This is a genomic window from Peribacillus sp. FSL E2-0159 (assembly GCF_038643155.1).
GTDB lineage: Bacteria > Bacillota > Bacilli > Bacillales > DSM-1321 > Peribacillus > Peribacillus simplex.
On record NZ_CP152053.1, the window covers coordinates 2,047,126 to 2,068,858 of the forward strand.

The 21,733-nt window shown below is 38.0% G+C and carries 21 protein-coding genes and 2 pseudogenes; 22 read left to right on the top strand and 1 reads right to left on the bottom strand.

Translation table 11 applies throughout. The annotated features are described in order from the left end of the window. Positions 1 to 29: 29 nt before the first annotated feature. The 8 genes and pseudogenes from NYE63_RS10135 to NYE63_RS10170 form a co-directional block, all read left to right on the top strand. A pseudogene (locus NYE63_RS10135) lies at positions 30 to 245 on the top strand (response regulator); the annotation flags it as partial. Positions 246 to 359: 114 nt separating this feature from the next. Beyond that, a complete protein-coding gene (locus NYE63_RS10140; RefSeq protein WP_342605019.1) occupies positions 360 to 836 on the top strand; it encodes a cytochrome c biogenesis protein CcdC in 477 nt (158 codons plus the stop codon). Between the two features lie 182 nt (positions 837 to 1,018). Next, a complete protein-coding gene (locus NYE63_RS10145; protein WP_342605020.1) occupies positions 1,019 to 2,074 on the top strand; it encodes a YeeE/YedE family protein in 1,056 nt (351 codons plus the stop codon). A 41-nt stretch (positions 2,075 to 2,115) separates the two neighbouring features. Beyond that, positions 2,116 to 2,343 (top strand): sulfurtransferase TusA family protein, encoded by a 228-nt coding sequence (locus tag NYE63_RS10150; protein ID WP_048685981.1) that lies wholly within the window; start codon positions 2,116 to 2,118, stop codon positions 2,341 to 2,343. Between the two features lie 129 nt (positions 2,344 to 2,472). Further along, a complete protein-coding gene (locus tag NYE63_RS10155) occupies positions 2,473 to 2,778 on the top strand; it encodes a DUF3219 family protein (RefSeq protein WP_342605021.1) in 306 nt (101 codons plus the stop codon). A gap of 80 nt (positions 2,779 to 2,858) precedes the next feature. Further along, complete coding sequence (locus NYE63_RS10160; protein ID WP_034312903.1) at positions 2,859 to 3,287, top strand: DUF2621 domain-containing protein; 429 nt, start codon at positions 2,859 to 2,861, stop codon at positions 3,285 to 3,287. 161 nt (positions 3,288 to 3,448) lie between these two features. Next, positions 3,449 to 4,594, top strand: coding sequence for an exonuclease SbcCD subunit D (locus NYE63_RS10165; RefSeq protein ID WP_342605022.1), 1,146 nt, complete (start codon positions 3,449 to 3,451; stop codon positions 4,592 to 4,594). Beyond that, positions 4,591 to 7,722, top strand: coding sequence for an SMC family ATPase (locus NYE63_RS10170; RefSeq protein ID WP_342605023.1), 3,132 nt, complete (start codon positions 4,591 to 4,593; stop codon positions 7,720 to 7,722). The genes NYE63_RS10165 and NYE63_RS10170 overlap by 4 nt, the downstream gene beginning before the upstream one ends. 63 nt (positions 7,723 to 7,785) lie before the next feature. On the opposite strand, the gene NYE63_RS10175 is transcribed toward NYE63_RS10170, so the two are convergent. After that, positions 7,786 to 8,193, bottom strand: a complete 408-nt coding sequence (locus NYE63_RS10175) for an Hsp20/alpha crystallin family protein (protein WP_342605024.1) — start codon at positions 8,191 to 8,193, stop codon at positions 7,786 to 7,788. Positions 8,194 to 8,646: 453 nt separating this feature from the next. Between NYE63_RS10175 and NYE63_RS10180 the strand changes: the two genes are divergently transcribed. The 14 genes and pseudogenes from NYE63_RS10180 to NYE63_RS10245 all read left to right on the top strand — a co-directional run bounded on the left by NYE63_RS10180 (position 8,647) and on the right by NYE63_RS10245 (position 21,528). Then, positions 8,647 to 9,450: an enoyl-CoA hydratase/isomerase family protein gene (locus NYE63_RS10180; protein WP_342605025.1), complete on the top strand. Its 804-nt coding sequence runs from the start codon at positions 8,647 to 8,649 to the stop codon at positions 9,448 to 9,450. A gap of 110 nt (positions 9,451 to 9,560) precedes the next feature. Further along, positions 9,561 to 9,974, top strand: coding sequence for a thioesterase family protein (locus NYE63_RS10185; protein WP_342605026.1), 414 nt, complete (start codon positions 9,561 to 9,563; stop codon positions 9,972 to 9,974). A gap of 95 nt (positions 9,975 to 10,069) precedes the next feature. Further along, on the top strand, positions 10,070 to 10,951 hold the full coding sequence (locus NYE63_RS10190; RefSeq protein ID WP_342605027.1) for a PaaX family transcriptional regulator C-terminal domain-containing protein: 882 nt from the start codon (positions 10,070 to 10,072) through the stop codon (positions 10,949 to 10,951). A gap of 20 nt (positions 10,952 to 10,971) precedes the next feature. After that, entirely contained in the window at positions 10,972 to 11,097 is a 126-nt protein-coding gene (locus NYE63_RS10195) for a hypothetical protein (protein WP_342605028.1), read from the top strand. Then, complete coding sequence (locus NYE63_RS10200; protein WP_342605029.1) at positions 11,090 to 12,070, top strand: MBL fold metallo-hydrolase; 981 nt, start codon at positions 11,090 to 11,092, stop codon at positions 12,068 to 12,070. The genes NYE63_RS10195 and NYE63_RS10200 overlap by 8 nt, the downstream gene beginning before the upstream one ends. Before the next feature lie 150 nt (positions 12,071 to 12,220). Beyond that, positions 12,221 to 13,159: a Phenylacetic acid catabolic protein gene (locus NYE63_RS10205; protein WP_342605030.1), complete on the top strand. Its 939-nt coding sequence runs from the start codon at positions 12,221 to 12,223 to the stop codon at positions 13,157 to 13,159. Continuing rightward, on the top strand, positions 13,160 to 13,486 hold the full coding sequence (locus tag NYE63_RS10210) for a metal-sulfur cluster assembly factor (protein WP_342605031.1): 327 nt from the start codon (positions 13,160 to 13,162) through the stop codon (positions 13,484 to 13,486). After that, positions 13,483 to 13,713 (top strand): hypothetical protein, encoded by a 231-nt coding sequence (locus NYE63_RS10215; RefSeq protein ID WP_342605032.1) that lies wholly within the window; start codon positions 13,483 to 13,485, stop codon positions 13,711 to 13,713. Before NYE63_RS10210 ends, NYE63_RS10215 begins: the two co-directional genes overlap by 4 nt. Before the next feature lies 1 nt (position 13,714). Then, on the top strand, positions 13,715 to 14,365 hold the full coding sequence (locus NYE63_RS10220; protein WP_342605033.1) for a Phenylacetic acid catabolic protein: 651 nt from the start codon (positions 13,715 to 13,717) through the stop codon (positions 14,363 to 14,365). 602 nt (positions 14,366 to 14,967) lie between these two features. Then, positions 14,968 to 16,530, top strand: coding sequence for a benzoate-CoA ligase family protein (locus NYE63_RS10225; RefSeq protein WP_342605725.1), 1,563 nt, complete (start codon positions 14,968 to 14,970; stop codon positions 16,528 to 16,530). A 187-nt stretch (positions 16,531 to 16,717) separates the two neighbouring features. Beyond that, positions 16,718 to 18,442, top strand: a complete 1,725-nt coding sequence (locus NYE63_RS10230) for an adenine deaminase C-terminal domain-containing protein (RefSeq protein ID WP_342605726.1) — start codon at positions 16,718 to 16,720, stop codon at positions 18,440 to 18,442. Between the two features lie 418 nt (positions 18,443 to 18,860). After that, a pseudogene (locus NYE63_RS10235) lies at positions 18,861 to 18,950 on the top strand (CPCC family cysteine-rich protein); the annotation flags it as partial. Between the two features lie 605 nt (positions 18,951 to 19,555). Beyond that, complete coding sequence (locus tag NYE63_RS10240; RefSeq protein WP_342605034.1) at positions 19,556 to 20,896, top strand: HAMP domain-containing sensor histidine kinase; 1,341 nt, start codon at positions 19,556 to 19,558, stop codon at positions 20,894 to 20,896. Then, positions 20,893 to 21,528, top strand: a complete 636-nt coding sequence (locus NYE63_RS10245) for a response regulator (protein WP_342605035.1) — start codon at positions 20,893 to 20,895, stop codon at positions 21,526 to 21,528. The genes NYE63_RS10240 and NYE63_RS10245 overlap by 4 nt, the downstream gene beginning before the upstream one ends. Positions 21,529 to 21,733 lie beyond the last annotated feature (205 nt).

The window sequence follows — 21,733 nt, forward strand, 5'->3', positions numbered from 1 at the left end:
AAGAGAATGACACTTTCAATTTGAATCTTGACCTTGTAACGATGGATATTACCATGCTAATCATGAGCGGGCTGGATGCCGTTAAAGAAATTAAGATGGAATTTCAGGCTGCAAAGGTTATATTGTGCTCTGCCATGGGTCAACAAAAAATGGTTGTCGTGGCTATAAAAGCCGGGTCGCTAGATTTTATCTTCAATCCTTTTGACGAGGGCAGGGTATTGGATGACAAAAGGGCGCTTAATTAATGACACTCTCCTTGTTTATCTCAAATAGGTAATATATACTTTGTTTATAAATTGAAGTCATATATAATTTTTAAGGGTACTTACCTATTTTTAGTTTAAAGGGATGGTTAAGAGATGATATATATATCAACAGGTATAGCGATTGTGATGGCTATAGGTGTTTTCATGTTACGGATGAAGGAAACGAAAAAACCAGTGAATGAAAAGAAAATCATCTTACCGCCTCTGTTTATGAGTACGGGTGCTTTGATGTTTATTTTCCCGATGTTTAGGGTGACTCGATACGAATTGTTGGAGGCTCTTGTTGCAGGGATGTTATTTTCCATCTTATTGATTAAAACATCTAAATTTGAAGTTAGAGATGAAAAAATTTATATTCTGCGCTCTAAAGCGTTCATATTCATATTGATTGGTCTTATGGTGATTAGACTGGTGGCGAAACTGATGCTGGGAAGCACGATTGAAATCGGTGTATTGAGCGGAATGTTTTTCTTACTTGCTTTTGCGATGATCGTTCCGTGGAGAATTGCCATGCTTTACCAATATAAGAAAGTTAAAGCAGCCAGTTTCGGCGGAAGTAGCATGCTGTGATTCATGTATTATAGGATTTAATCAAAACGATAATCAAAAAACCTGAGTCGATATTCATAATGACTCAGGTTTTTCATTTGCCCGGAGAATAAAAAAATCAAACCAAAAACCTAGTAATTTCATCCGGATTATATTATATTATATTAGTATTATTATTATTTTACTTAAGGAGGAAACGGTTCATGTTACAAATGATTGTGTTCGGGATTATTTGTGGTTTACTGCTGGGATTTGTGCTTCAAAGAGGCCGTTTCTGCGTTGTTGGTGCATATCGTGATTTGATTTTAGCTAAAGATGGACGGATGTTCTTAGCTACATTTATTGTTATAGCGATACAAAGTATTGGTGTTTATGCATTAAATGATACAGGGGTCATTCAGTTAGGAAATGATGGTTTTCCTTGGTTGGGAACAATCGTCGGTGGCTTTATTTTTGGTATTGGTATGGTTCTGGCAGGAGGTTGCGCCACTGGAACATGGTATCGTGCCGGGGAGGGAATGATCGGAAGTTGGGTTGCCCTTTTTGGATATATGCTAGGGGCAGCCATGACGAAATATGGTGTATGGAAAGTGGCTGGAGATAATCTGTTATCTTATCGTACAAGTGATACGTATATTCATGAAACATTAACTGTTTCGCCATGGGTGCTTGTGATTATTGTGACACTATTGGTTGGCATATTGGTGATTCGTGAATTGAGAAAACCGAAACTTCCAATCTTTAAAATGAAACCGAAAAAAACGGGATTGGCCCACATCTTATTCGAGAAACGGTGGCATCCCTTTATTACAGCATTATTGGTGGGGATTATTGCAATCATGGCATGGCCGCTAAGTGCAATGACAGGCAGAATGTTCGGACTTGGAATCACAGCGCCTTCCGCGAACATTCTAACTTTCCTTATAACAGGAGATGATGCGTTAATCGATTGGGGTACGTTTTTAGTATTGGGTATTTTCCTTGGTGCTTTCATTGCCGCCAAAGGGAGCGGGGAATTCCGTTGGCGTTTGCCTGATATGAAAACGTTACGTAACAATGCAATTGGCGGTGTAACCATGGGATTCGGTGCAAGTGTTGCCGGGGGATGCACAATCGGAAATGGTCTGGTGAATTCGGCGCTATTTGCTTGGCAGGGTTGGATCGCAATTGTCTTTTTCCTGCTGGGTACATGGGTAGCAACTTATTTCATGATTATCCGTAAGCAAAAGCAGACAGCGGCTGCATCCCAAGTGGCTTAAAGTACGAGTCAAAAATTTTTTAATCAAGGAGTGTAATATAAATGGCAAAAGTATTGGAAACGACCGGAATGGTATGTCCATTCCCTTTAGTGGAAGCAAAAGAAGCGATAGTGGACATGGCAAAAGGAGAGGAATTGATCATTAATTTCGATTGCACACAAGCAACGGAGAGCATTCCGCGTTGGGCTGCTACCGAAGGTCATGAAATCACGGAGTTTGAGCAAATCGATGACGCTAAATGGCGTATAATCGTGAAAAAGGGAAAGTAAATTGATTTGAAGTAAACGTGCTCGGGTTTCCTGTGCACGTTTTTTTATTTTTTCCAAGGTTGAATAATTGGCGTTCAAAGTTTCTAGTGATAACATGTCTTTAACCACTTTTTTAAGGAGATGTTGATAATGGTAGATGAGGTCATTTTAAACGATGTTCCACTGCAGGTTACTGATTTTCTTTCTGAAACTGTAAGAGATTCTGAAGGTAAGGAAGTCAGAAAAGTCAGTTTCAATTTCAAGGTTACACATAGTGAATATCATGATATTACAACACTGCTTTATCAAATGGTATTTGATTTAAAAATTCCACAGTCAAACGAGGAGTTTCGAGCAGAGATCTTTAACTATGCAACTTCAGTCACGAATCTCTATGAAGAAAATGCGGTGGGGGATTTTTCGCTCGTCTTGCTGGAAGTGAACGGTCAGGAATGATTGTATTGCCAGTCTTGTAAAGATATGGGTTACTGTCTATAATAATAGTGACGATCATTCTATACATATGAGGTGGTACTTTGCTTAGTGGATGGTTTTTATGGTTTATTCTATTTTGGGTAGCCCTTTTAATTATATTAATGAGCATAGGTGGCTTTTTCATGTTTCGAAAGTTCCTGAAAAGATTTCCTAAAGAAGATGGGAAATCCGATATGGATTGGGAAGAATACTATTTGGACCAAACAAAGCACCTATGGTCAAAGCAGCAAAAGGAATTACTAGAAGATTTAGTGAGCCCTGTGCCAGAACTTTTTCGTGACGTTGCACGTCATAAAATCGCGGGAAAAATCGGCGAGTTGGCGTTAAAGGAAAAAGCGGGCGACATTACGGAAGATTTAGTGATACGCGGCTATATCATAGCCACACCAAAGCGTGACCATAAATTTTTACAAAAAAAATTAGCTGAAAGAAAGGTGAATATGGGTCCATATGAACACTTATTCAGCTAACGAGGAAAAAGCAGACTCTTTTGGAGTTTGCTTTTTTTATTCTGAATAATTCAAAAGAATGGTGCAGTGTGGTAAAAATTAGAACGTTTGTACCCAAACCATGCTATTCGTTAAATTTTTGATATAATAATAGTAAGTAAAAATTAGGACGGAGTGAAACTATGAAATTTATCCATACGGCTGATTGGCATTTAGGGAAAATTGTTCACGGGGTACATATGACAGATGACCAAAGGCATGCACTCTTGCAATTCATAGAAATTGTCGAAGAGGAAAAGCCAGATGCGGTTGTGATTGCCGGTGATCTATATGATCGTTCCGTTCCGCCGACTGAAGCGGTAGAGCTTCTTGATGAAATCCTTTATACGATTAATGTGAAAATGAATACACCGATCGTTGCGATATCGGGAAACCATGATTCTGCGGAAAGGCTTGCATTCGGTTCATCATGGTATCGTCATAGCCAGTTATACATTCATGGGAAAGTGACAAAAACTTGTGAGCCGGTTCGCATCAAAGGCGTGAACTTTTATTGTGTTCCATATGCAGAACCTGGTACGGTCCGCCATCTTTTTGAAGATGATAGTATCCATTCACATCAAGCAGCGATGAAGCGGATAACAGGAACGATTGCCGAAAATTTCAATAAGGATGAGCCGAATGTTTTCGTAGGACATGCTTTTGTATTAGGCGGAAAAACGAGCGATTCGGAAAGGGTCTTGTCGGTAGGTGGTTCTGGCTGTGTTTCATCCGACTTATTCGATGCGTTCGATTATACGGCACTTGGGCATTTACATAGTCCAGACGCGATACGTCATCCAAAGGTGTTTTACTCTGGATCACTATTAAAATATTCTTTTTCTGAGGCCAAGCAGAATAAGTCGCTTTCCATCGTCGATATGCAGGAAGATGGAAGCTTTGATATACGCTATCGTTCTTTGGCACCCAAGTTCGATATGAGGGAAATATCAGGGGTTATGGATGAGTTACTCGATCCCGCTTTCTATCAATCGCAAAAAAGGGATGATTATTTGAAAATAACACTAAATGATGAGGGGGCACTCATCGATCCTATCAACCGCCTGCGTCAGATTTATCCGAACGTACTACATCTAGAGCGAAAATGGGATTTGACCGACCTTAGAAGAAAAAAATCCTTCTCTTCTGTAAAAGATGAACGGAAATCAGAATTGGACCTGTTTGAAACGTTTTATCAAGAAATGACAGATCGGGACTTTGATTCTCAAAAGCAGGATTTGATGGTTTCGGTAATTGAGGCTGTTAAGAAAGAGGAGGCTTTGAAATGAGACCGGATATTTTAACGATGCAAGCATTCGGACCATATGCAGCAAGGGAAACCATTGACTTTAATTCCCTTGGAGAACGGACCATGTTTGTCATTTCTGGAAAGACAGGCGCAGGGAAAACAACGATATTTGATGGGATTAGTTTTGCGATATATGGAAAAGCCAGCGGTGAAGATCGAAGCGGGCAAGATTTGCGAAGTCAGTTTGCCGAAGATGATATGTTGACGGAAGTATCGTTACAATTTACCCTGCGTGGAAAAACGTATTTGGTGACCCGGTCGCCGCAGCAGGAACGCAAGAAAAAAGCAGGTGAAGGAACAACAACGGTTGGAGCAAAGGCTGAATTATATGAGATATTGGCCGAAGGGAAAAAATTGCTGGGTGCAAATGTACGAGAAGTTGAAGAAAAAATCAAAGTACTCATTGGACTTGATGCGAATCAATTCCGGCAAATCCTGATGATTCCACAGAATGAATTCCGAAAACTGTTAAATTCCGATAGCAAGGATAAAGAACAGATTCTCCAGAAATTATTTCATACTGAACTTTATAAACGAATAGAAGAAAAATTAAAAGAAGAGGCTTCCATCCTAAGGAAGAAAAGTGAAAAAAGTGCTCAGCGGCGAATTGAATTAATGAAAGGCATCCAGCCTGGCAATCATGAAGAATTGCAGGCACAATTACATGTGGAAGAGCCTAATGAACAGCAGGTCTTACCATTGTTACAGGAAGTCATTTTGCAAGCCGCAGAAAAAAATGAGTATATAAATAAACATATACAGGAAAAGCAGAAAGCTCGTGATCAAGTAAACCAGGAACTTTCAAAAGCTGTTGATTTATTAAATCGATTTTCTGAAAAAGAAAAACTGCGAAAAGAAAAGGAGGCCCTTGAAGCAAAGCTGCCAGAAATGGAACTAGTGAAAGTCCAAATGAAAATGGCACACAAAGCGGCTTCGCTTGAAAAGCAGGAACAATACTATTTAAGAATTGGCAAACAAGTACAAGATGCGAATGCCGAACTTCAAAAATTAAGTGAGCAGTCCGAGAAGTTACAGACTGAATGCATCGAGAAGCAGGATTCCTATGATAAGGAAATGTTGAAGGAAAATCAAAGAGAGCAGGCAGTCAGAACTGTTCTTCAGCTTGAGCAGGTAAAAGAGGCTGTCATGACTTTTGCAAGCTTAAAAGCACAGGTTACTTTAGACGAAAAAGAGTGGCAAACTAGTAAACGACTTCGTGAAAAAACAGTTTCTGAACATCTGTCGATTGAAGCGGAAGCAGAGAAAGTTACTCAAGAAAAAACAGAAGCGGAAAAAGCGGCTGTTCTTTATCGTGATCAGGAAATTGAAGCAGAAAGAAATAATCAATCGTTATCGAAAATTAAAAAGCTTCAAGAAGTTCTTTATGAAATCCAGAATACGAAACGAGTTCTGGATGAAAAGAATAATCGGTTCCAAGAGTTACAAAGAATACAAATTCAGGACAAGGAGAAACTGGAAACCTTGAACCGAAACTGGCGATCAGGCCAAGCGGGTATGCTTGCTTCCATGCTGCACTCTGGAGAAAATTGTCCTGTGTGCGGTTCGCAAAGTCATCCAAAACCAGCGCAAATGCATGAGCATATGCCGACGGATTTGGAACTGAAAGAGCAAGAAAACAAGCTGAAAACTGCAGAACAACAAAAAAGCCAAGCTGAAAGTGAATATTATCAAGTGAAATCAAAATATGATGCACTGGTAGAGTCTTCACAAGAAAAGCTTAGTGACTTACAAAATGACATGCCGGAGTTTAGGCATGAAGATATTGATGAGCATTTGCTACAGTTTGTACAAAAAGGAAAAGTGCTGCAAGAGCAGCTAAAAGAATTGATGCGGAAAAAATCTGTATTCAATGAATTGGAAAAAAGGTTACTGGATTTAAAAGAGAAAGCATCCCAGCTTAAGGATAATCTGATCTCTTTAGAAAGAAAAGAAGACCAAGGGAAAACCAAGTACATTGAAAACTCAACAAAACTAACAGGATTAACCGATTCCCTGCCAGACGGAATACGGACAGAGGAAGAATATAATGCAGCTTATCAAATGGCTGTAAAAACACAGAAACGCTTACAAACGGCCTTGGAAGATGCACAAAAAAACCTTCAACTGGTGAAGGAAAGAGAATCGGCCATCATTGCAAAAAAAGAATCCCTAAGTGGAAATATAGAGGCTTTAAATAAAGAATTGAAAGAGGAACGGGAAAAGTTAATTACGGATATGACCAATCAAGGTTTTTCCAATTATAAAGAATATACGGCAGCCAAAAAATCGGAAGCGGCTCTTGTAAATTTGGAGGACCAAGTTCAGCAGTATAATCAAAATTGGCAAAGTGTATTGAGTCTTTTTCATGATTTGGAAATGAAATTAAAGGATGTGACCAAACCGGATCTTGAAGGATTGAAAAAGACTTTCGATTTTATAGATGAAGAATTGGAGTCGTTACGCCAAAATCAGAATGAATTACAGGCTGAAAAGCGGACTAACGAAGAAATCGAAAGGAAATTGGCGCAAATCAGGGAAGATCAGAAAAGTTTGGATGAAAGGTACAGTATCGTCGGTCATCTGTCTGAGATTTCCAAAGGTCAAAACTCGTTCAAAATAACTTTTGAACGCTATGTACTGGCTGCCTTTTTAGATGATATCTTAAAAGAAGCCAATTCAAGGCTGCTGAAAATGACAAGCGGCAGATATCAGCTGTTGCGAAAGCTTGATCCTACACGCAGGAATATCCAAAGTGGTCTGGAGTTATCTGTGTATGACCAATATACAGGACATGAGAGGCATGTCAAAACCCTTTCGGGAGGCGAGAGCTTTAAGGCCTCCCTTGCACTTGCCTTGGGTCTTGCGGATGTTGTCCAGCAGAATGCTGGAGGAATTTCACTCGAAACGATGTTCATCGATGAAGGTTTCGGTACGCTCGACCCTGAATCTCTTGATCATGCGATTGAAGCATTAATGGATATACAAAGCACGGGAAGATTGGTCGGGATAATTTCCCATGTCCCGGAATTGAAAGAAAGAATAGATGCACAGCTTCAAGTCATTTCGACACAAAATGGAAGTCGAACGTCCTTTTATTTTGCCGGATAAACAAGAAAAAAGAATGGCTAAGGTGAATGTGATTCCCTAGGCCATTCTTTTTTTATGGACGAATTACTCAATGTTAATATCTTCAGCTGTTTTTCCGGGGGAAAACTTATGGATGCGAATCACCAATATCGGATTCGAGAATTCAGCGGAAATTCTTCGTGAGCAAATCGAAAAGGGGAAAGGGATCTTTCTCTGTGTGGGTAGTGCATCTTCTTTTTTTTCAAGAAAATGCTTATCAGTATCGTCAACGGTGATCGATAGCTCATTATCACATAGGCAAACTTTTATATCTTTCACATCATGATTTTCCAAAACCGCTTCCACCATATACTCATCGTCACTTTCGTATATATCAATTGAAAAAAGTTGATGATCCAACGCACAAGTTTCCGGATCCAGAAAAAAACTTTTTACCCATTCATCAAACTTTTCTACCTCATTCATTTGCGATCCATGTTGATTGTCTTGCATGTTGATACCCCCGGTTTTCCTTTGATGTATTATATGTTGGGGCAAGAAGAATGGTGATTGAAAAAGTGTAAAAAGCAACCAAATACTTTTGAAAAGTAATCAAAGCAATGAAACGACGGGTGTGTGGGTATTAAAGGGAATTAAAAAGTAGAAGTAAGTTAATAAAATGATGACCAATTCTATATGAGTTGGTCATTTCTTTAAAATCGATCAAGTTGATTTATTAAGCTCGTATCCTACTACCATCTATATCTTAATCTTTGAAACCAGATTTTTACCGCTGTCAAAATGAACAATCCAGATCATTGTTAATGCATTACAAATGTCATGTTAAATGTAATTTTTTAAAAATTTACCAAAAATAATTGCAATTCTGAAAATTAAGTAGTATATTATGTAATATAAACGGAAGGAAATAAAACGTAATACAAAAAAACAGAGGAGTGTTGATGAATGAGTACAGCAGTCGAAACGAAGCAAACGCTTACAATTCAAAAAAACAAAGAAACTGGAGTAGCGGAGGTACATCTTCATATTAATAAGACTAATGCCTATACGCTTGATTTTTACAAAGAATTAAATGCTGCAATTGATGATATTCGTTTTGATCCAGATATGAAAGTAGCTGTTTTAATGAGCGATATGCCTAAATTTTTCTCGGTCGGAGCGGATATTAACTTCCTCAAAGCTGCTGATCCGGTTTTTAAAACACAATTCTGCTTATTCTGTAATGAAACTCTTGATAAAATTGCCCGTTCACCGCAAATCTGGATTGCATGCTTGGAAGGTCACACAGTAGGTGGCGGACTGGAAATGGCGATGGGTTGTGATCTTCGATTTATGGGTGATAAAGCAGGGAAAATCGGTTTACCGGAAGTAAACCTTGGGGTCCTTGCAGGTACAGGAGGGACACAACGTATGGCTAGATTAGTTGGTCATTCCAAGGCAATCGACCTGAATATCACAGGGGAGTCTATTTCACCTCAGGAAGCTAAGGAAATACGATTGGTAGATCGGGTTTTCCCACAAAATGAAATACGTGAAAAAACATTGGAATATGCCAAAAATGTCGCAAGTAAAGCTAGTTATGCAGTAACCAATATTAAACTATCGATAATGAATGGTAAAGAAATGCCTTTAAACGCGGCGATCCGTTATGAAGGGGAAATACAGAATCTTTTATTCCGCTCTGAAGATGCTAAAGAAGGTTTAGCTTCCTTCCTTGAAAAGCGTGAACCACAGTGGAAAGGTAAATGATGAATTTGTCCTTTTAAAAGTAAAGAAGCAATATCGGTTCCTGCCGATATTGCTTTTTTAATACAAAAGACTTACGGAGAGATGGTGAATATATAATGGAAGGAACTCGTATGAAAAGGCGTGTCAACGAAACGAAATTTCAAATACAATGGGGTGATACAGACCGGGCAGGGATTGTCTATTATCCCAATTATTATAAATGGTTTGATTTAGCTGGACATAATTTTTTTCGTTCTATAGAAATGAGCCCGAAATATTTGGAAGAAGAAAAGAAAATTATCATTCCACTACTGGAAGCTAAATGCTCATTTGAAAAGCCATTGTACTATGATGATGAAGTTATCGTATACACCCATGTGGAGGAGTTGAAAACAAAGACGATTCAATTTCATCATGAAGTATATTGTGGGGAAAAAAGGACTGGATATGGATATGAAATTCGCGCCTGGACTTCCATCGAGGGTGACGGGTTTAAGGCGGTTCCCATTCCAGAAAATATAAAAAGATTATTAATGGGTAACTAGCAAATGAAGGGATGTTTATCTCCGACAAGTTTGAAAATTGAGCCAATTTAGATTACATTAAGAAGAAAAGGCTTTATGAGAACAGGAGAGTCAACATGAAACCAAGGTCATTATTGTATACACTTTTTGGTGATTTCGTTCAATTCTACGGTGGGGAAGTATGGATTGGCACACTTATTAAAATGATGAGTCATTTTGGGATTTCTGAATCCTCTGTACGTGGAGCGATTCTACGGCTCGTTCAACAGGATTTAATAACCGGAAGGAAAATAGGAAATAAAAGCTATTATTCGTTAACACAAAAAGGGAAACGCAATATGGATGATGGTGTCAAGCGTGTTTACTCAATTCGGAATAACCAATGGGATGGTTTGTGGAGAGTGGTTACATACTCCATTCCTGAGGAAAAGCGTGTCCTAAGGAATCAAGTGCGTAAGGAATTGAGCTGGACCGGTTTTGGGCTTTTGTCCAATAGTATTTGGGTAAGTCCCAACCCATTGGAAAAACAGGTTCTAACACTTATGGATACATATGATTTAAAGGAATATTTGATTATATTCAGTTCAAGTCAAGTCATCACCCATTCAAATGAAGAGATTTTACGTGCTTGTTGGAATTTAGATGAAATAAACAAAAACTATTTAACTTTCATCCAGCAATATGAAACGAAGCTTCATGACATGCAGCAGGCTGTTTGGGAAGATAGAATTTCAAATGAGGAATGCTTTTATGAACGAACCGGGATTGTGCACGAATATAGAAAGTTCCTTTTCTTGGATCCTGGTTTCCCTCTTGATTTGTTACCTGAGGACTGGCATGGAATCAAGGCTAGGGAACTATTTTGGAATATTCATCAGCTTATATCGGTCAAAGCAGTGAAATATTTTGAATCGATCATGGAATATCCGCCTGATAAAGAGGGATATGTAAATCGTGAGAAAGCAATCAACCCTTTTTCAGAAATCTATCATGATTGATTTAGAAGAGGAGAGGTTTCATGCCAACAATTCTTGTTACCACCCATATCTATTTGAATCGTCTATCGGGACGGGGGATCGAAGGGAAGTATTGCTCGCCTTTTAAAGAGGAGAACTCGTTTTTAAGGGGTCCTGACAATGACTGAGCCTTCAGGAAACTATCAACCATTAACAGATTATTTAATACGTATCGGGATACCCATACCGTTCCCCATGAAGCATGTTTATTGTTATTTATTTCGCATGAAAGAAGAAATCATTCTGGTGGATGTCGGTTTTCCAACAGAAGCCGCCAAGAAGTATTGGGAAAAAGTCTTTAAAGACCTGTCCATTAAACCAACAAATATATCAAAAATCATCCTGACCCATTTTCATCCGGATCATACTGGTTTGATCAGCTGGATGCAGCAAAAAACCGGTGCACGCGTTTATATGAGTAATGTGGAAGCCAAGATGATTAGAACTGTGTTTGGGGGTAGTACAAAACAGGCTGAAGCAACATATGACTTATTTGGTAAACATGCTGTTCCAGAGCCTTTGTTGACGAAAGTGAAAGAGAACGTAATGTTTCTTTCAAATAAAGTGAATCCACTTCCTAAAATTGAGGATTTTGAAGATGCATATTTAGAAAGTCCTGGAGGAAGATGGAGCGTCCAAACATATAGTGGTCATGCTGAGGGGCATTTATGTTTTTATCAAGAGAGTCAGAAAGTCATGTTAATAGGCGATGTAGTCTTGAATAGAATCACGCCTAATATTAGTCTTTGGCCCAATTCCGATCAAAATCCTTTAAAAAGTTACCTTTCAACTTTGCATCGACTTGGTGATCTAGATGTGAGCATTGCATATCCCGCCCACGGAACACCAATAGAAAATCTTGCACAGCGAGCTAAGGAAATCATTGAACATCATAATGAACGATTAGCAACCATTTTAACCATTCTGGAATCAAGACAAGTGGCGTACGATATTACGGAAAAGCTTTTTCAACATAAGAAGTTAACTGATCATCAATGGAGATTCGCCATTGCAGAAACGTTAGCGCATCTGGAATACTTAGTTGAAGAAAAAAGAATTCAAAAAATCTCGGATGGCCGAATGTTTCGATATGAGTTATAAACAAATAAAGCGAGATGCCCTATAGTGCATCTCGTTTTATTTGTTTTCTGAAAAATCTGATAAAGTGTTGACTAACCAGATAAAGTAAATTATTATATTACTTATATAAGACGGTGGTTAAAAAAACATAATATGATAGGAGAGGGAGAAATGACAGATTCTACAAATGATTTAATGAGCAAGGTTCAAGCCGGTTTTGTGGTGGAGAAAGTTGAAGATATGGATGAAAATTATAAAAAAGCATTGAAACAAACTTTGATGATCGTTGGGGATACAGAATTATTAAGTGTCCCGCCACTTTTGACTGTTTATAAAGATGCCCCAAATTTAAATTATAAAATTACGGCACTTGCAGTGATGCAGGATGAAATCGGCCATGCGCATATTGCCTACAGGCTATTAAAGGATTTAGGGGAAGATGTACAATCCATGTTGTATGAGCGATCACCAAATAGATGGAAGAATCCCTATGCTTTTGATTTTAAATTGGATAATTGGGTCGAGCTAGGAGTATTCAATGGCTTATTTGATCGAGCAGGATACACCTTATTGGGAGATGCACACCAACATACGTCATATGGGCCTTGGAAACGGGCATTGGTCAAAGTTGATAAAGAGGAACTGTTTCATTTAAGAAACGGTGAAATCATAATGAAGGCAGCCATGAAAAATCCAGAAACAGCTAGGCAGGTTCAAGAAGCGATTGATTGGATGTTTATCATGTCCCTCGAATTCTTCGGTGTAGCCGATAACTTAAAAAGCAGGTCATCCCAGTTGGATTACAAATTGAAAGGAAAAACGAATGATGAATTAAGGCAGAAATGGATGTCAACAGCTGTTCCTTTCTGTGAATCTCTTGGACTTGAAATCCCTGCCAGATACAATTCAGAGACTGGGAAGTATGAATTGAAAGTTCCTTTCCCGTGTAAATTCGATGAGGAGAACAAACGGTGGAAATATGATGAACCTGATACTTGGAATAATGTCATCAAGCGTTTTAAGCAGCGAGGTCCGCAAAATCAGGAGTTCGTTAACCGAATTCAAAAGGGGCATCAGTTACTTGAAGCCTATCGAAATGAGGCGATCTAGATGGGTGAGATGTTATATAAGGATCCCGTTCTAATCCTTGCGTTACAAGAAGTGACTGATCCAGAATTTCCGATTAGCATCGTCGATATGGGATTGATTTATGGCGTTGAAAAACAAGGGAATACAGCATATGTAACAATGACATATACTTCAACAGGATGCGGATGCATGCAGTGGATTGAAAGCGATATCAAAAAAAGGCTGCTACAAGAAGAAAGTGTTCATGAAGTGGAAATTGAGGTGGTTTGGAGTCCTGCATGGACGGTCGACCAAATGAGTGAAGCAGGCAGGCAGAAATTAAAAACTTGGGGGGTTAGTTCAAAATGAGTGATAGTAAAGTCCAAAACTATGAATATGATGTGCTTTCCCGAATCAATCGTGGTGACGATTTAATGCATATTGGAACCGTTGAGGCCAATAGTGATGAGTTGGCGCGTGTTTATGCCCGGTATATTTATGATGAAGAAAAATGGGTGGAAATGTATATAGTCAAACGGGAAAACATGATTTGCATTAGAGAAGCAGAACCATTTTTTAAGAAAAGGGTGGTTTAATATGATGAATTACACAAAAGTCAACGCTGAATTGATTACTCTAATAGAAACAATTGCTGATAATAAGTTCATTCTAGGGGATAGACTTGTAGAGGTCGGTGTCAGTGGGCCAAATTTAGAAGGAACACTTGCTGCAATTGCAATGGCCCAGTCAGAGCTAGGGCATGCACGTCTTCTCTATAACTGGGGAGAGAGTTTGAAAAGTGGTAAAGGGAACAAGAAGGATGTGAAGGAACAAACGGGTAAAGCGTTTGACAGTATCGTTCAAATAGAGGAGTGGATACAACTGATTGCAGGGCTCTATTCTATGAATACGGCACTCAATATATTGATAACCGCTTTAACCAGCCACCAAAGGGGCAGTGAAATCGAACTGCAATTCAATAAATTGGCAAGAGAACAGTTAGAGCATATATTATACTCGAAAAACTGGGCACTCAAGTTACTGAATGATGGAGGTTCAATTCCTGCCCGTTTCGGGAGAGCTTTTAAACTTTGTGAACAAGAAATAATTACTTGGTTGAAACAAGTGGAAAACAATAGTGTGCTTATTGAAAACGAGATCCTTCCTGTAAATAGTAATTTAGTAAACTCCTATAAGGAAGCTTTGATCCCGCGTTTAAGGGACGAGGAGATAATAAATGCCCGTTGAAAAGGAAAATCCGACATGTCCATTTTGTGATGGCAAAAAAGTTGAATTATATTCATCCTTCGGTACTGCACAGCTCGTTAGGCAATACTATTGCATAAGCTGTAAAACGGTTTTTGAAAGTATACGTTGGAAAGGATCGTTCTCTACTGATCGACCTCATGAACCTTCTGATCTGAATGGGTAGTCATTACTTGTTAAGAGGGATGTCTTATCAGAAACCTGTTCAGTGCATTTTGCACTTATGAATGTGTAAAATACGGAGGTGGATATCAGAATATAAATTTCATAGTCTGATGGAATTACTTTACCCTTGATTGGAGGTTTGACTGATTTGAAAGCGGTTACTGAATGAAAAAGAGCATTGTCAGGAAGGGGATTTGCTCAAGATTAAATTCGTACAGTGTTTCCAAATGAATGGCCTTTTCCACAAAGAAGATTTTGAAAATGGAAGGTTAGGGAATTGATTAATCCGGCTTTGTAATGGCAGCCGTCTTCTTTTTGGAATAAAAGAAGACGGTGGAATGACACTTGAAAACCAGTAGCTTTTTGAGGAGGGTAAATGTGTGATAAAAACCGAATGTAAAATTAGAGGATTAGGCTCGATGTACAATGCTTCCTATAAATTCTTTCAGAAAAATATTGAAGCAGGCAGAGGGGATAAAACCGCTATTTATTATGAAAATCAATCTTATACCTATCAAGAAATCGATACCCTTGGCAATCAATTTGGTGCGGCATTAAAAGAACTGGGCATAGAGATGGAACAGCGCGTCCTGCTTATATTACATGATTCTCCAGAATTCATCATAAGTTTCTTCGGTGCAATAAAGGTTGGGGCAATACCGATTCCATCCAATACACTTTTGCCGACAAAGGATTATACGTATCTTTTGAATAATAGCCGTTCCAAAGTGTTGGTTACTACTTGTGAACAGTGGGAGAAGTTAAAGATTGTTAAAAACGAACTACTTTTCCTGAAGTGTGTCGTCTTGGTTGATGGGGATGATCAGAACCTGAAGGAAGATAACGAATATTCTTTCCATAGTCTTACTCGCAGACAGAATAAAGACCTGCCGCCTTGTTTTAGCAACATTAATGATCAAGCGTTCTGGCTCTATACATCAGGAAGTACAGGTGAGCCAAAAGGGGTTATTCACCTTCAAACCGATATGGAAGAAGCTTTCAAAAACTACGCCAAGAACATTTTGCAAATTACCGAAAATGACATTACTTTTTCGGCTTCAAAGCTTTTCTTTGCTTATGGTTTGGGAAACGCGATGTATTTTCCTTTTGGAGCCGGGGCTACCACTGTTTTAATGCCAGACCGACCGACTGCAGAAAAGGTGTTCGAGACGATAGAGAAGTATCGTCCAACCATATTTTTTGGTGTCCCGACTCTGTATGGATCGATGCTCAATTACCTTGAGAAGACTAAGGAAACCTATGATCTTTCTTCAGTTAGACTTTGCGTATCGGCAGGAGAAGCACTGCCGGCTTCTTATATCGAACAATGGAAGAGAGTTTTCGGATTGGATATTATAGATGGAATTGGTTCGACCGAATCACTTCATATATACCTTTCCAATCAGGTAGATGATATTCGGCAAGGAAGCACAGGAAAAATCGTTCCCGGCTATGAAGCTAAAATAGTGGATGAACAAGGAAATGAAACTCAGGTGAATGAAGTGGGAGACCTTTTGATTAAGGGAGATAGCATTGCAGCCTCTTATTGGAATCTTAATGAAGAAAACAAAAAGAAGTTTATTGGTGATTGGCTTATGACAGGAGATAAATACTTTAAGGATGAAGATGGCTTCTTTTGGTACGCGGGCCGCAATGATGACATGATGAAGGTAAATGGGATCTGGGTATCACCAATAGAAATTGAAAACGCCCTATTATCACATCCCGATGTACTGGAAACTGCTGTTATTGCTGTAAAGGATGAAAATGATTTAATAAAACCCAAGGCCTATATAGTATTGAAAGCAAGTGCGGATCCAGATGAAGGAAGGAAAGAGGAAATAAAAGGATTTGTAAAAAAAGTGTTGGCACCGTATAAGTATCCCCGCGTCATTGAGTTCGTGAACGAGTTACCAAAGACTTCGACAGGAAAGATACAAAGATTTAAATTAAGAGAGCCAGAGATCAAATCACAATCGTAAACAAGAAGGAAGATTCAATCTCCATGAATGTGGACTTAAAATGAATGTCTACAAATTATAATGGGGGATTCATTCAGCATGAAAAAATGTTCAATTGTCACTTGAATGGTGGGGGCGAGGAAAAGTGAATGCAAAAGCATACCGGAATGAATTGGTTGAAGTGGCGCAAGGAAAACGACCCGCAGATATGTTCATTAAAGGCGGAACGGTTATTAATGTTTATTCTGGTGAATTTCTTCAGCAAAATATTGCGCTGTATAAAGATTGCATTGCATACGTAGGCCAAAATGAAGTGAAGATAAATGAAAATACCACTGTAATAGATGCCAATGGTTTGTATGTGTCTCCAGGATTCATCGAAACTCATGCACATCCCTGGGTTATATACAATCCTATAAGTATCACCGCAAAAGTATTGCCGTTGGGGACTACCACTACAGTGAATGATAATTTATTTTTTTATTTGCACTTGGGTCACTCGGGCTTTAAAAGGCTTCTAGGCGAGTTGAAGAACCTGCCAGGGAATTTTTTTTGGTTAATAAGATTAGTTTCACAGGCTAAATATCCAGGTGAAAGGGACTGGTTCAATAAAGAGGACATAGAGGACCTTCTTTCGCTTGAAGAAGTACTTGGAACGGCAGAAGTGACTCGTTGGCCTTTACTATACAAAGGGGATCCAGTTTTACTCGATATTATAGATGCAGCTAAGAAAATGGGGAAAGTAGCTGATGGGCATAATGCGGGGTGCTCTTATGAAAAATTAAATTCTATTGCAGCTTCAGGTATAAGTGCCTGTCATGAAGCGATAACCGCGGAAGAGGCCCTTGATCGTTTACGGTTGGGTTTATGGACAGTCCTAAGAAATAGTTCGCTTCGTCCGGACTTGTCAAAAATAATAAAGCTGATTACAGATGGACAGGTAAGTACGGGCAGGATTTTGATGACTACAGATGGTCCGCATCCATCCTTTATTGAAAAAGAAGGATTCGTCGATGGACTTGTCAGGCAGGCTGTGGAACATGGAGTCCCGGTTATGCAAGCTATTCAGATGGTTACCATCAATGCGGCTACATACCTTAAACAGGACGATTATATTGGCGGCTTGGCTCCGGGTAAAAAAGCGGATATATTATTGTTGCCTGATTTGGTGCAGTTTCGTCCAGACTTAGTGATCTCAAACGGGAGAATTGTTGCAGAAAAAGGAGAGTTGACGATCCAGATGCCAGATTTGGATTGGGATAGGCATTTACCTAAAAATACATTTTCCTTTTCACGAGGAATTCTGGCAAATCATGATCTGTATCTATATCCACACACCTCATCAAATGATTCAGTCCCTGTTATTCATTTTGTTAGTAATGTAATAACCGAACGGAAAAATTTGGTACTCCCAGCCAAGGATGGTTATGTCGATCTTTCGGCCCAAGAGGGACTTATGTATGCAGCTCTTATCGATAGAAAGGGGGAGTGGGTGACAAAAGGTATTTTAGAAAAGTTTGCGGTGGATTTAGATGGGATGGCCTCAACCTTTAATACGACGACTGACTTGCTTACCATCGGTAGAAATCCAGAGGCAATGTCAATAGCAGCTGCGCGTGTTCATGAAATGGGAGGCGGTGTGGTCATTGTTGATGGAAAAGAAATCATACTCGAAATTCCTTTACAGCTTACAGGAATGATGACTTCTGATCCTTCATTTGATATGGCGGTAGAATTTAATGATAAATTATTAAAGACGCTCCAAGCAAGAGGGTATCCTTTTCACGACATTTTGTATACTTTATTATTTTTAACTTGCGACTTTCTTCCTGGGCTGCGTTTAAATCCCTTTGGGCTATACGATGTGAAAACCGATAGTATCTTATTTCCTTCCACATCCATGACGAACTTATTAAACGAAATGAAAGCTTAGAAAGGAACAAATGATATTAGTATTTAATTTTGCACATATATTAACTAGGAAGAATCCGACTATAAACAAAGAATGGGACAAAGTTGTTGTACGCGAACAGCTAGTGTGAATACCTAAGATTGGAGAGTATGGTAAATAGTTTTTATGACAAAAAGTATCTATTACTCCAGTAAATAATACTTTTTAAGAGCATGAAAAATTACAATTGACTTTGAATAAAAAAAACGGCCCTAAAGGACCGTTTTTTCTTATGATGAAAATAACCGTGTATCCTCTTACTTTTTGAAATAATCCATAAAATTATTGTATTGATTCCATATGTTGTTGTTGTTGTTTTTCTAACTGTTTAACTAAGACTTGTATAAATTGATTCTGCAGCTCTAACTTTTCCTAAGCATGGAAGTATCGATGTGATTGTATGAAATATAACTGTCCTTGCTGTGGATATAAAACATTATTTTAAGAACCTCCAGGAAAACATAATATTTGTAATTTCTGTTTTTGGAAATGGAGGAGTATAAAGAAAACTTTTCTTTCTTACATAATCCCATATTTCTTAACCTATAAATATTATTTATGGTTTATTAAATAATGAACAGATTAAGCTTAGGTCAACTCTACAATAAGTCTTGTTCAACTAATGGGTGCGTTAGTTTAATAAATTTAATTCAGGTCGATTCCTTAACTTGGAAATCGGCTTTTTGATTTCGGATAGTGTCATAACTTAGTATCAAATATCAAGCCTAAAAGTGTCACTTTGACCAATAATACGCGCTTACTTTAAGCGTTATTTTGCACATCCGACTTTAAAAACCCAGCTATCTTCACATTAGAAGATTAGCTGGGTTTCTTAATTATTTACACCTATAGCTCTATTCTGATCCTTTTAGAAAAAATTTTTCATACCGATACACATGCTTTTTTAGACTGAAGATGTTCAAATTTTTGCACCAGAGCCCGTTATATTATAATTTTCATATTTACGATGAATTGCGTATAATGAGATTTATGAAAGGTTTACATAAATTTAAATAAATAAAAAGTGTAGAATTGGTTTCATTCTATTCATGTAATCTCTGTATAAGCAATTACTCTATAAAAGGTGAAATAATTATGATAGCTAGTCTTATGAAGTCTTGGACAATATGGATGAAAATTGGAGTAATTTTATTCGGGGTATTCTTACTATCGTGGTTGGGTCCTGACGAAATTGGTCTTACTGATTTGCTTATTTCATTAAGAGAAGGTGAAGAAACAGGAAATACGTTAATGCTTGCCGTTTTTTTGTTAGTGTCTTTAAATACAGTTTTAGCTTTGTTTCATTATATTGGTGCACTGCTGTTGGGAGACGAAATCGGTGATCGTTTAAACCGTCCATGGTTAAAAATTATCATTCCTCTTATTGTTATTCCTCTCGACTATATCGTGATAAATGCTTATTATTCTTTAACATACTCATTTAGCTCATATGCGTTGTTATTGTTGTTAGCAATCTTATTATTGCAAGCCTTTGAAAAGGATAGGCTAAAGCCAATTATTAAAACGATTATTTGTTCTCAATTAATCTTTGGGATTGAATGGCTGAATGAGATTCCTTCTTTATCTAAATATGGATTTGGCCAAGGGTCGATTTCAAAGGAATTAAAAGATATAGCGGTTCAAATTGGATTTGAGCAATCTTTAACATTATACAGTTTAACTTTGTGTTTAATTTTTGTTATTAATGCTGTTATTTTAGCTGTGTATTTTTCATTAGCTGAACAAAAGTGGCGGATAAAGCAAGAGCTTCATTATGCGCAGTTAGAAGCAATGCAGTCAAGATCAGGACGAGAAGCACTATATCTGGTCCATGATTTAAAAACACCGCTCACGGCAATTGAGGGGCTAAATTCGTTAATTAGTTTGAAAGTGGACGATTCTAAAATTAAAGAATATTGTCAAAAGATTTCATCATCGATTCATTCCGTTAGCGACATGATTTCCGAGATTTTATATGATGATAAAAAACATTGGTGCCGTATAAAAGATTTAGTTGAATACGTCGAAGCAAGCAGACTTAGCGGGACAAATCTTAATCTGAAGGTAGACTTTCAAACAAATCCTGAAATCAAAATTTTAATTAATAAAATCCGAATGACAAGGGCATTAGTGAATTTAATTGACAATGCTTACGATGCAGTGAATGGAATAGAAGATGGAAAGATTTTGCTTAAGGTAAAAACCTATGAAAATGAACTTTGGTTGGGCGTATCAGATAATGGGAAAGGGATTTCACCTAAAGAGCAGGAGAAAATATGGAAAGCTGGGTTTAGTACGAAATCGCACCCAGGGATGGGATTAGCTTTCGTACGACAAGTTGCTAAAGGACATGGTGCATCTTTAGAAATTGACAGCAAGCTTGGGCACGGGACAACAATTTGGATTAAACTAGCTGAGAGGAGTGTGTCAAGATGAACATTTTAGTCATTGATGATGATGCATCAATTCAATATATGCTAAGTGAAATTTGTAAATTTGCCGGCTGGAATGCAGATACGGCTAACAACGGAAAAGAAGGGTTAAATGTGTTTGCAGAAAAAGGAGCAGATGTTGTTTTAGTTGATTATCATATGCCGGAAATGGACGGAATAAAAACAGTGGGTGAGCTTCGTAAACTTAATGCTGATGTTCCGATTCTTGTATTAACAGTCGATGAACGACAGGAAATTGCTGATCGCTTTCTTGAAGCAGGCGCAACAGATTTTGCATTAAAGCCTGTAAAAGCGCCTGATATGATTTCAAGAATTCAACTGCATGCTCGTCTTGCAAAATTAACTCAATCAGCTCCGCAGCAAAAATCCAGTGAAGAAAAGGATGTATTTGTAACAAAGGGAATTAGTAAGAGAACACTTTGTCACGTTAGTGATTTTCTACATTCTAATCGTGAACCTTTATCTGTTGATACAATTTCTAAAGAAGTTGGTTTGGCTTATCCGACCGTCTATCGCTATATTATGCATTTACTTGATGAAGGAAAAGTAGAAATTATTGTGAGTTATCAAAAAATAGGAAGACCGAAAAATTTATATCAATGGATTGTTGACTAAAAACTGCCTTAATACAAGGCAGTTTTTTATTATAATGGGGGTCTCCGTTGCTGCACACCCAGCTAATGGAGCAGGACTTTTTTTCTTTTTTTTCTGTATTTTTATATTTTCTGATAATATAAAATTATTTTACAACACTAAAGATTCTTTTAAATTTAAATGCCTTCATTGAACGTCTTCGAATAAAATGAATGAATTTATAAGT

What these genes read in the sequence shown, in the direction of transcription:
- NYE63_RS10140 (WP_342605019.1), top strand. Translation starts at nt 360, where the DNA reads ATGATATATATATCAACAGGTATAGCGATTGTGATGGCTATAGGTGTT.
- NYE63_RS10145 (WP_342605020.1), top strand. Translation starts at nt 1,019, where the DNA reads ATGTTACAAATGATTGTGTTCGGGATTATTTGTGGTTTACTGCTGGGA.
- NYE63_RS10150 (WP_048685981.1), top strand. Translation starts at nt 2,116, where the DNA reads ATGGCAAAAGTATTGGAAACGACCGGAATGGTATGTCCATTCCCTTTA.
- NYE63_RS10155 (WP_342605021.1), top strand. Translation starts at nt 2,473, where the DNA reads ATGGTAGATGAGGTCATTTTAAACGATGTTCCACTGCAGGTTACTGAT.
- NYE63_RS10165 (WP_342605022.1), top strand. Translation starts at nt 3,449, where the DNA reads ATGAAATTTATCCATACGGCTGATTGGCATTTAGGGAAAATTGTTCAC.
- NYE63_RS10170 (WP_342605023.1), top strand. Translation starts at nt 4,591, where the DNA reads ATGAGACCGGATATTTTAACGATGCAAGCATTCGGACCATATGCAGCA.
- NYE63_RS10175 (WP_342605024.1), bottom strand. Translation starts at nt 8,193, where the DNA reads ATGCAAGACAATCAACATGGATCGCAAATGAATGAGGTAGAAAAGTTT.
- NYE63_RS10180 (WP_342605025.1), top strand. Translation starts at nt 8,647, where the DNA reads ATGAGTACAGCAGTCGAAACGAAGCAAACGCTTACAATTCAAAAAAAC.
- NYE63_RS10185 (WP_342605026.1), top strand. Translation starts at nt 9,561, where the DNA reads ATGAAAAGGCGTGTCAACGAAACGAAATTTCAAATACAATGGGGTGAT.
- NYE63_RS10190 (WP_342605027.1), top strand. Translation starts at nt 10,070, where the DNA reads ATGAAACCAAGGTCATTATTGTATACACTTTTTGGTGATTTCGTTCAA.
- NYE63_RS10195 (WP_342605028.1), top strand. Translation starts at nt 10,972, where the DNA reads ATGCCAACAATTCTTGTTACCACCCATATCTATTTGAATCGTCTATCG.
- NYE63_RS10200 (WP_342605029.1), top strand. Translation starts at nt 11,090, where the DNA reads ATGACTGAGCCTTCAGGAAACTATCAACCATTAACAGATTATTTAATA.
- NYE63_RS10205 (WP_342605030.1), top strand. Translation starts at nt 12,221, where the DNA reads ATGACAGATTCTACAAATGATTTAATGAGCAAGGTTCAAGCCGGTTTT.
- NYE63_RS10210 (WP_342605031.1), top strand. Translation starts at nt 13,160, where the DNA reads ATGGGTGAGATGTTATATAAGGATCCCGTTCTAATCCTTGCGTTACAA.
- NYE63_RS10215 (WP_342605032.1), top strand. Translation starts at nt 13,483, where the DNA reads ATGAGTGATAGTAAAGTCCAAAACTATGAATATGATGTGCTTTCCCGA.
- NYE63_RS10220 (WP_342605033.1), top strand. Translation starts at nt 13,715, where the DNA reads ATGATGAATTACACAAAAGTCAACGCTGAATTGATTACTCTAATAGAA.
- NYE63_RS10225 (WP_342605725.1), top strand. Translation starts at nt 14,968, where the DNA reads ATGTACAATGCTTCCTATAAATTCTTTCAGAAAAATATTGAAGCAGGC.
- NYE63_RS10230 (WP_342605726.1), top strand. Translation starts at nt 16,718, where the DNA reads ATGTTCATTAAAGGCGGAACGGTTATTAATGTTTATTCTGGTGAATTT.
- NYE63_RS10240 (WP_342605034.1), top strand. Translation starts at nt 19,556, where the DNA reads ATGATAGCTAGTCTTATGAAGTCTTGGACAATATGGATGAAAATTGGA.
- NYE63_RS10245 (WP_342605035.1), top strand. Translation starts at nt 20,893, where the DNA reads ATGAACATTTTAGTCATTGATGATGATGCATCAATTCAATATATGCTA.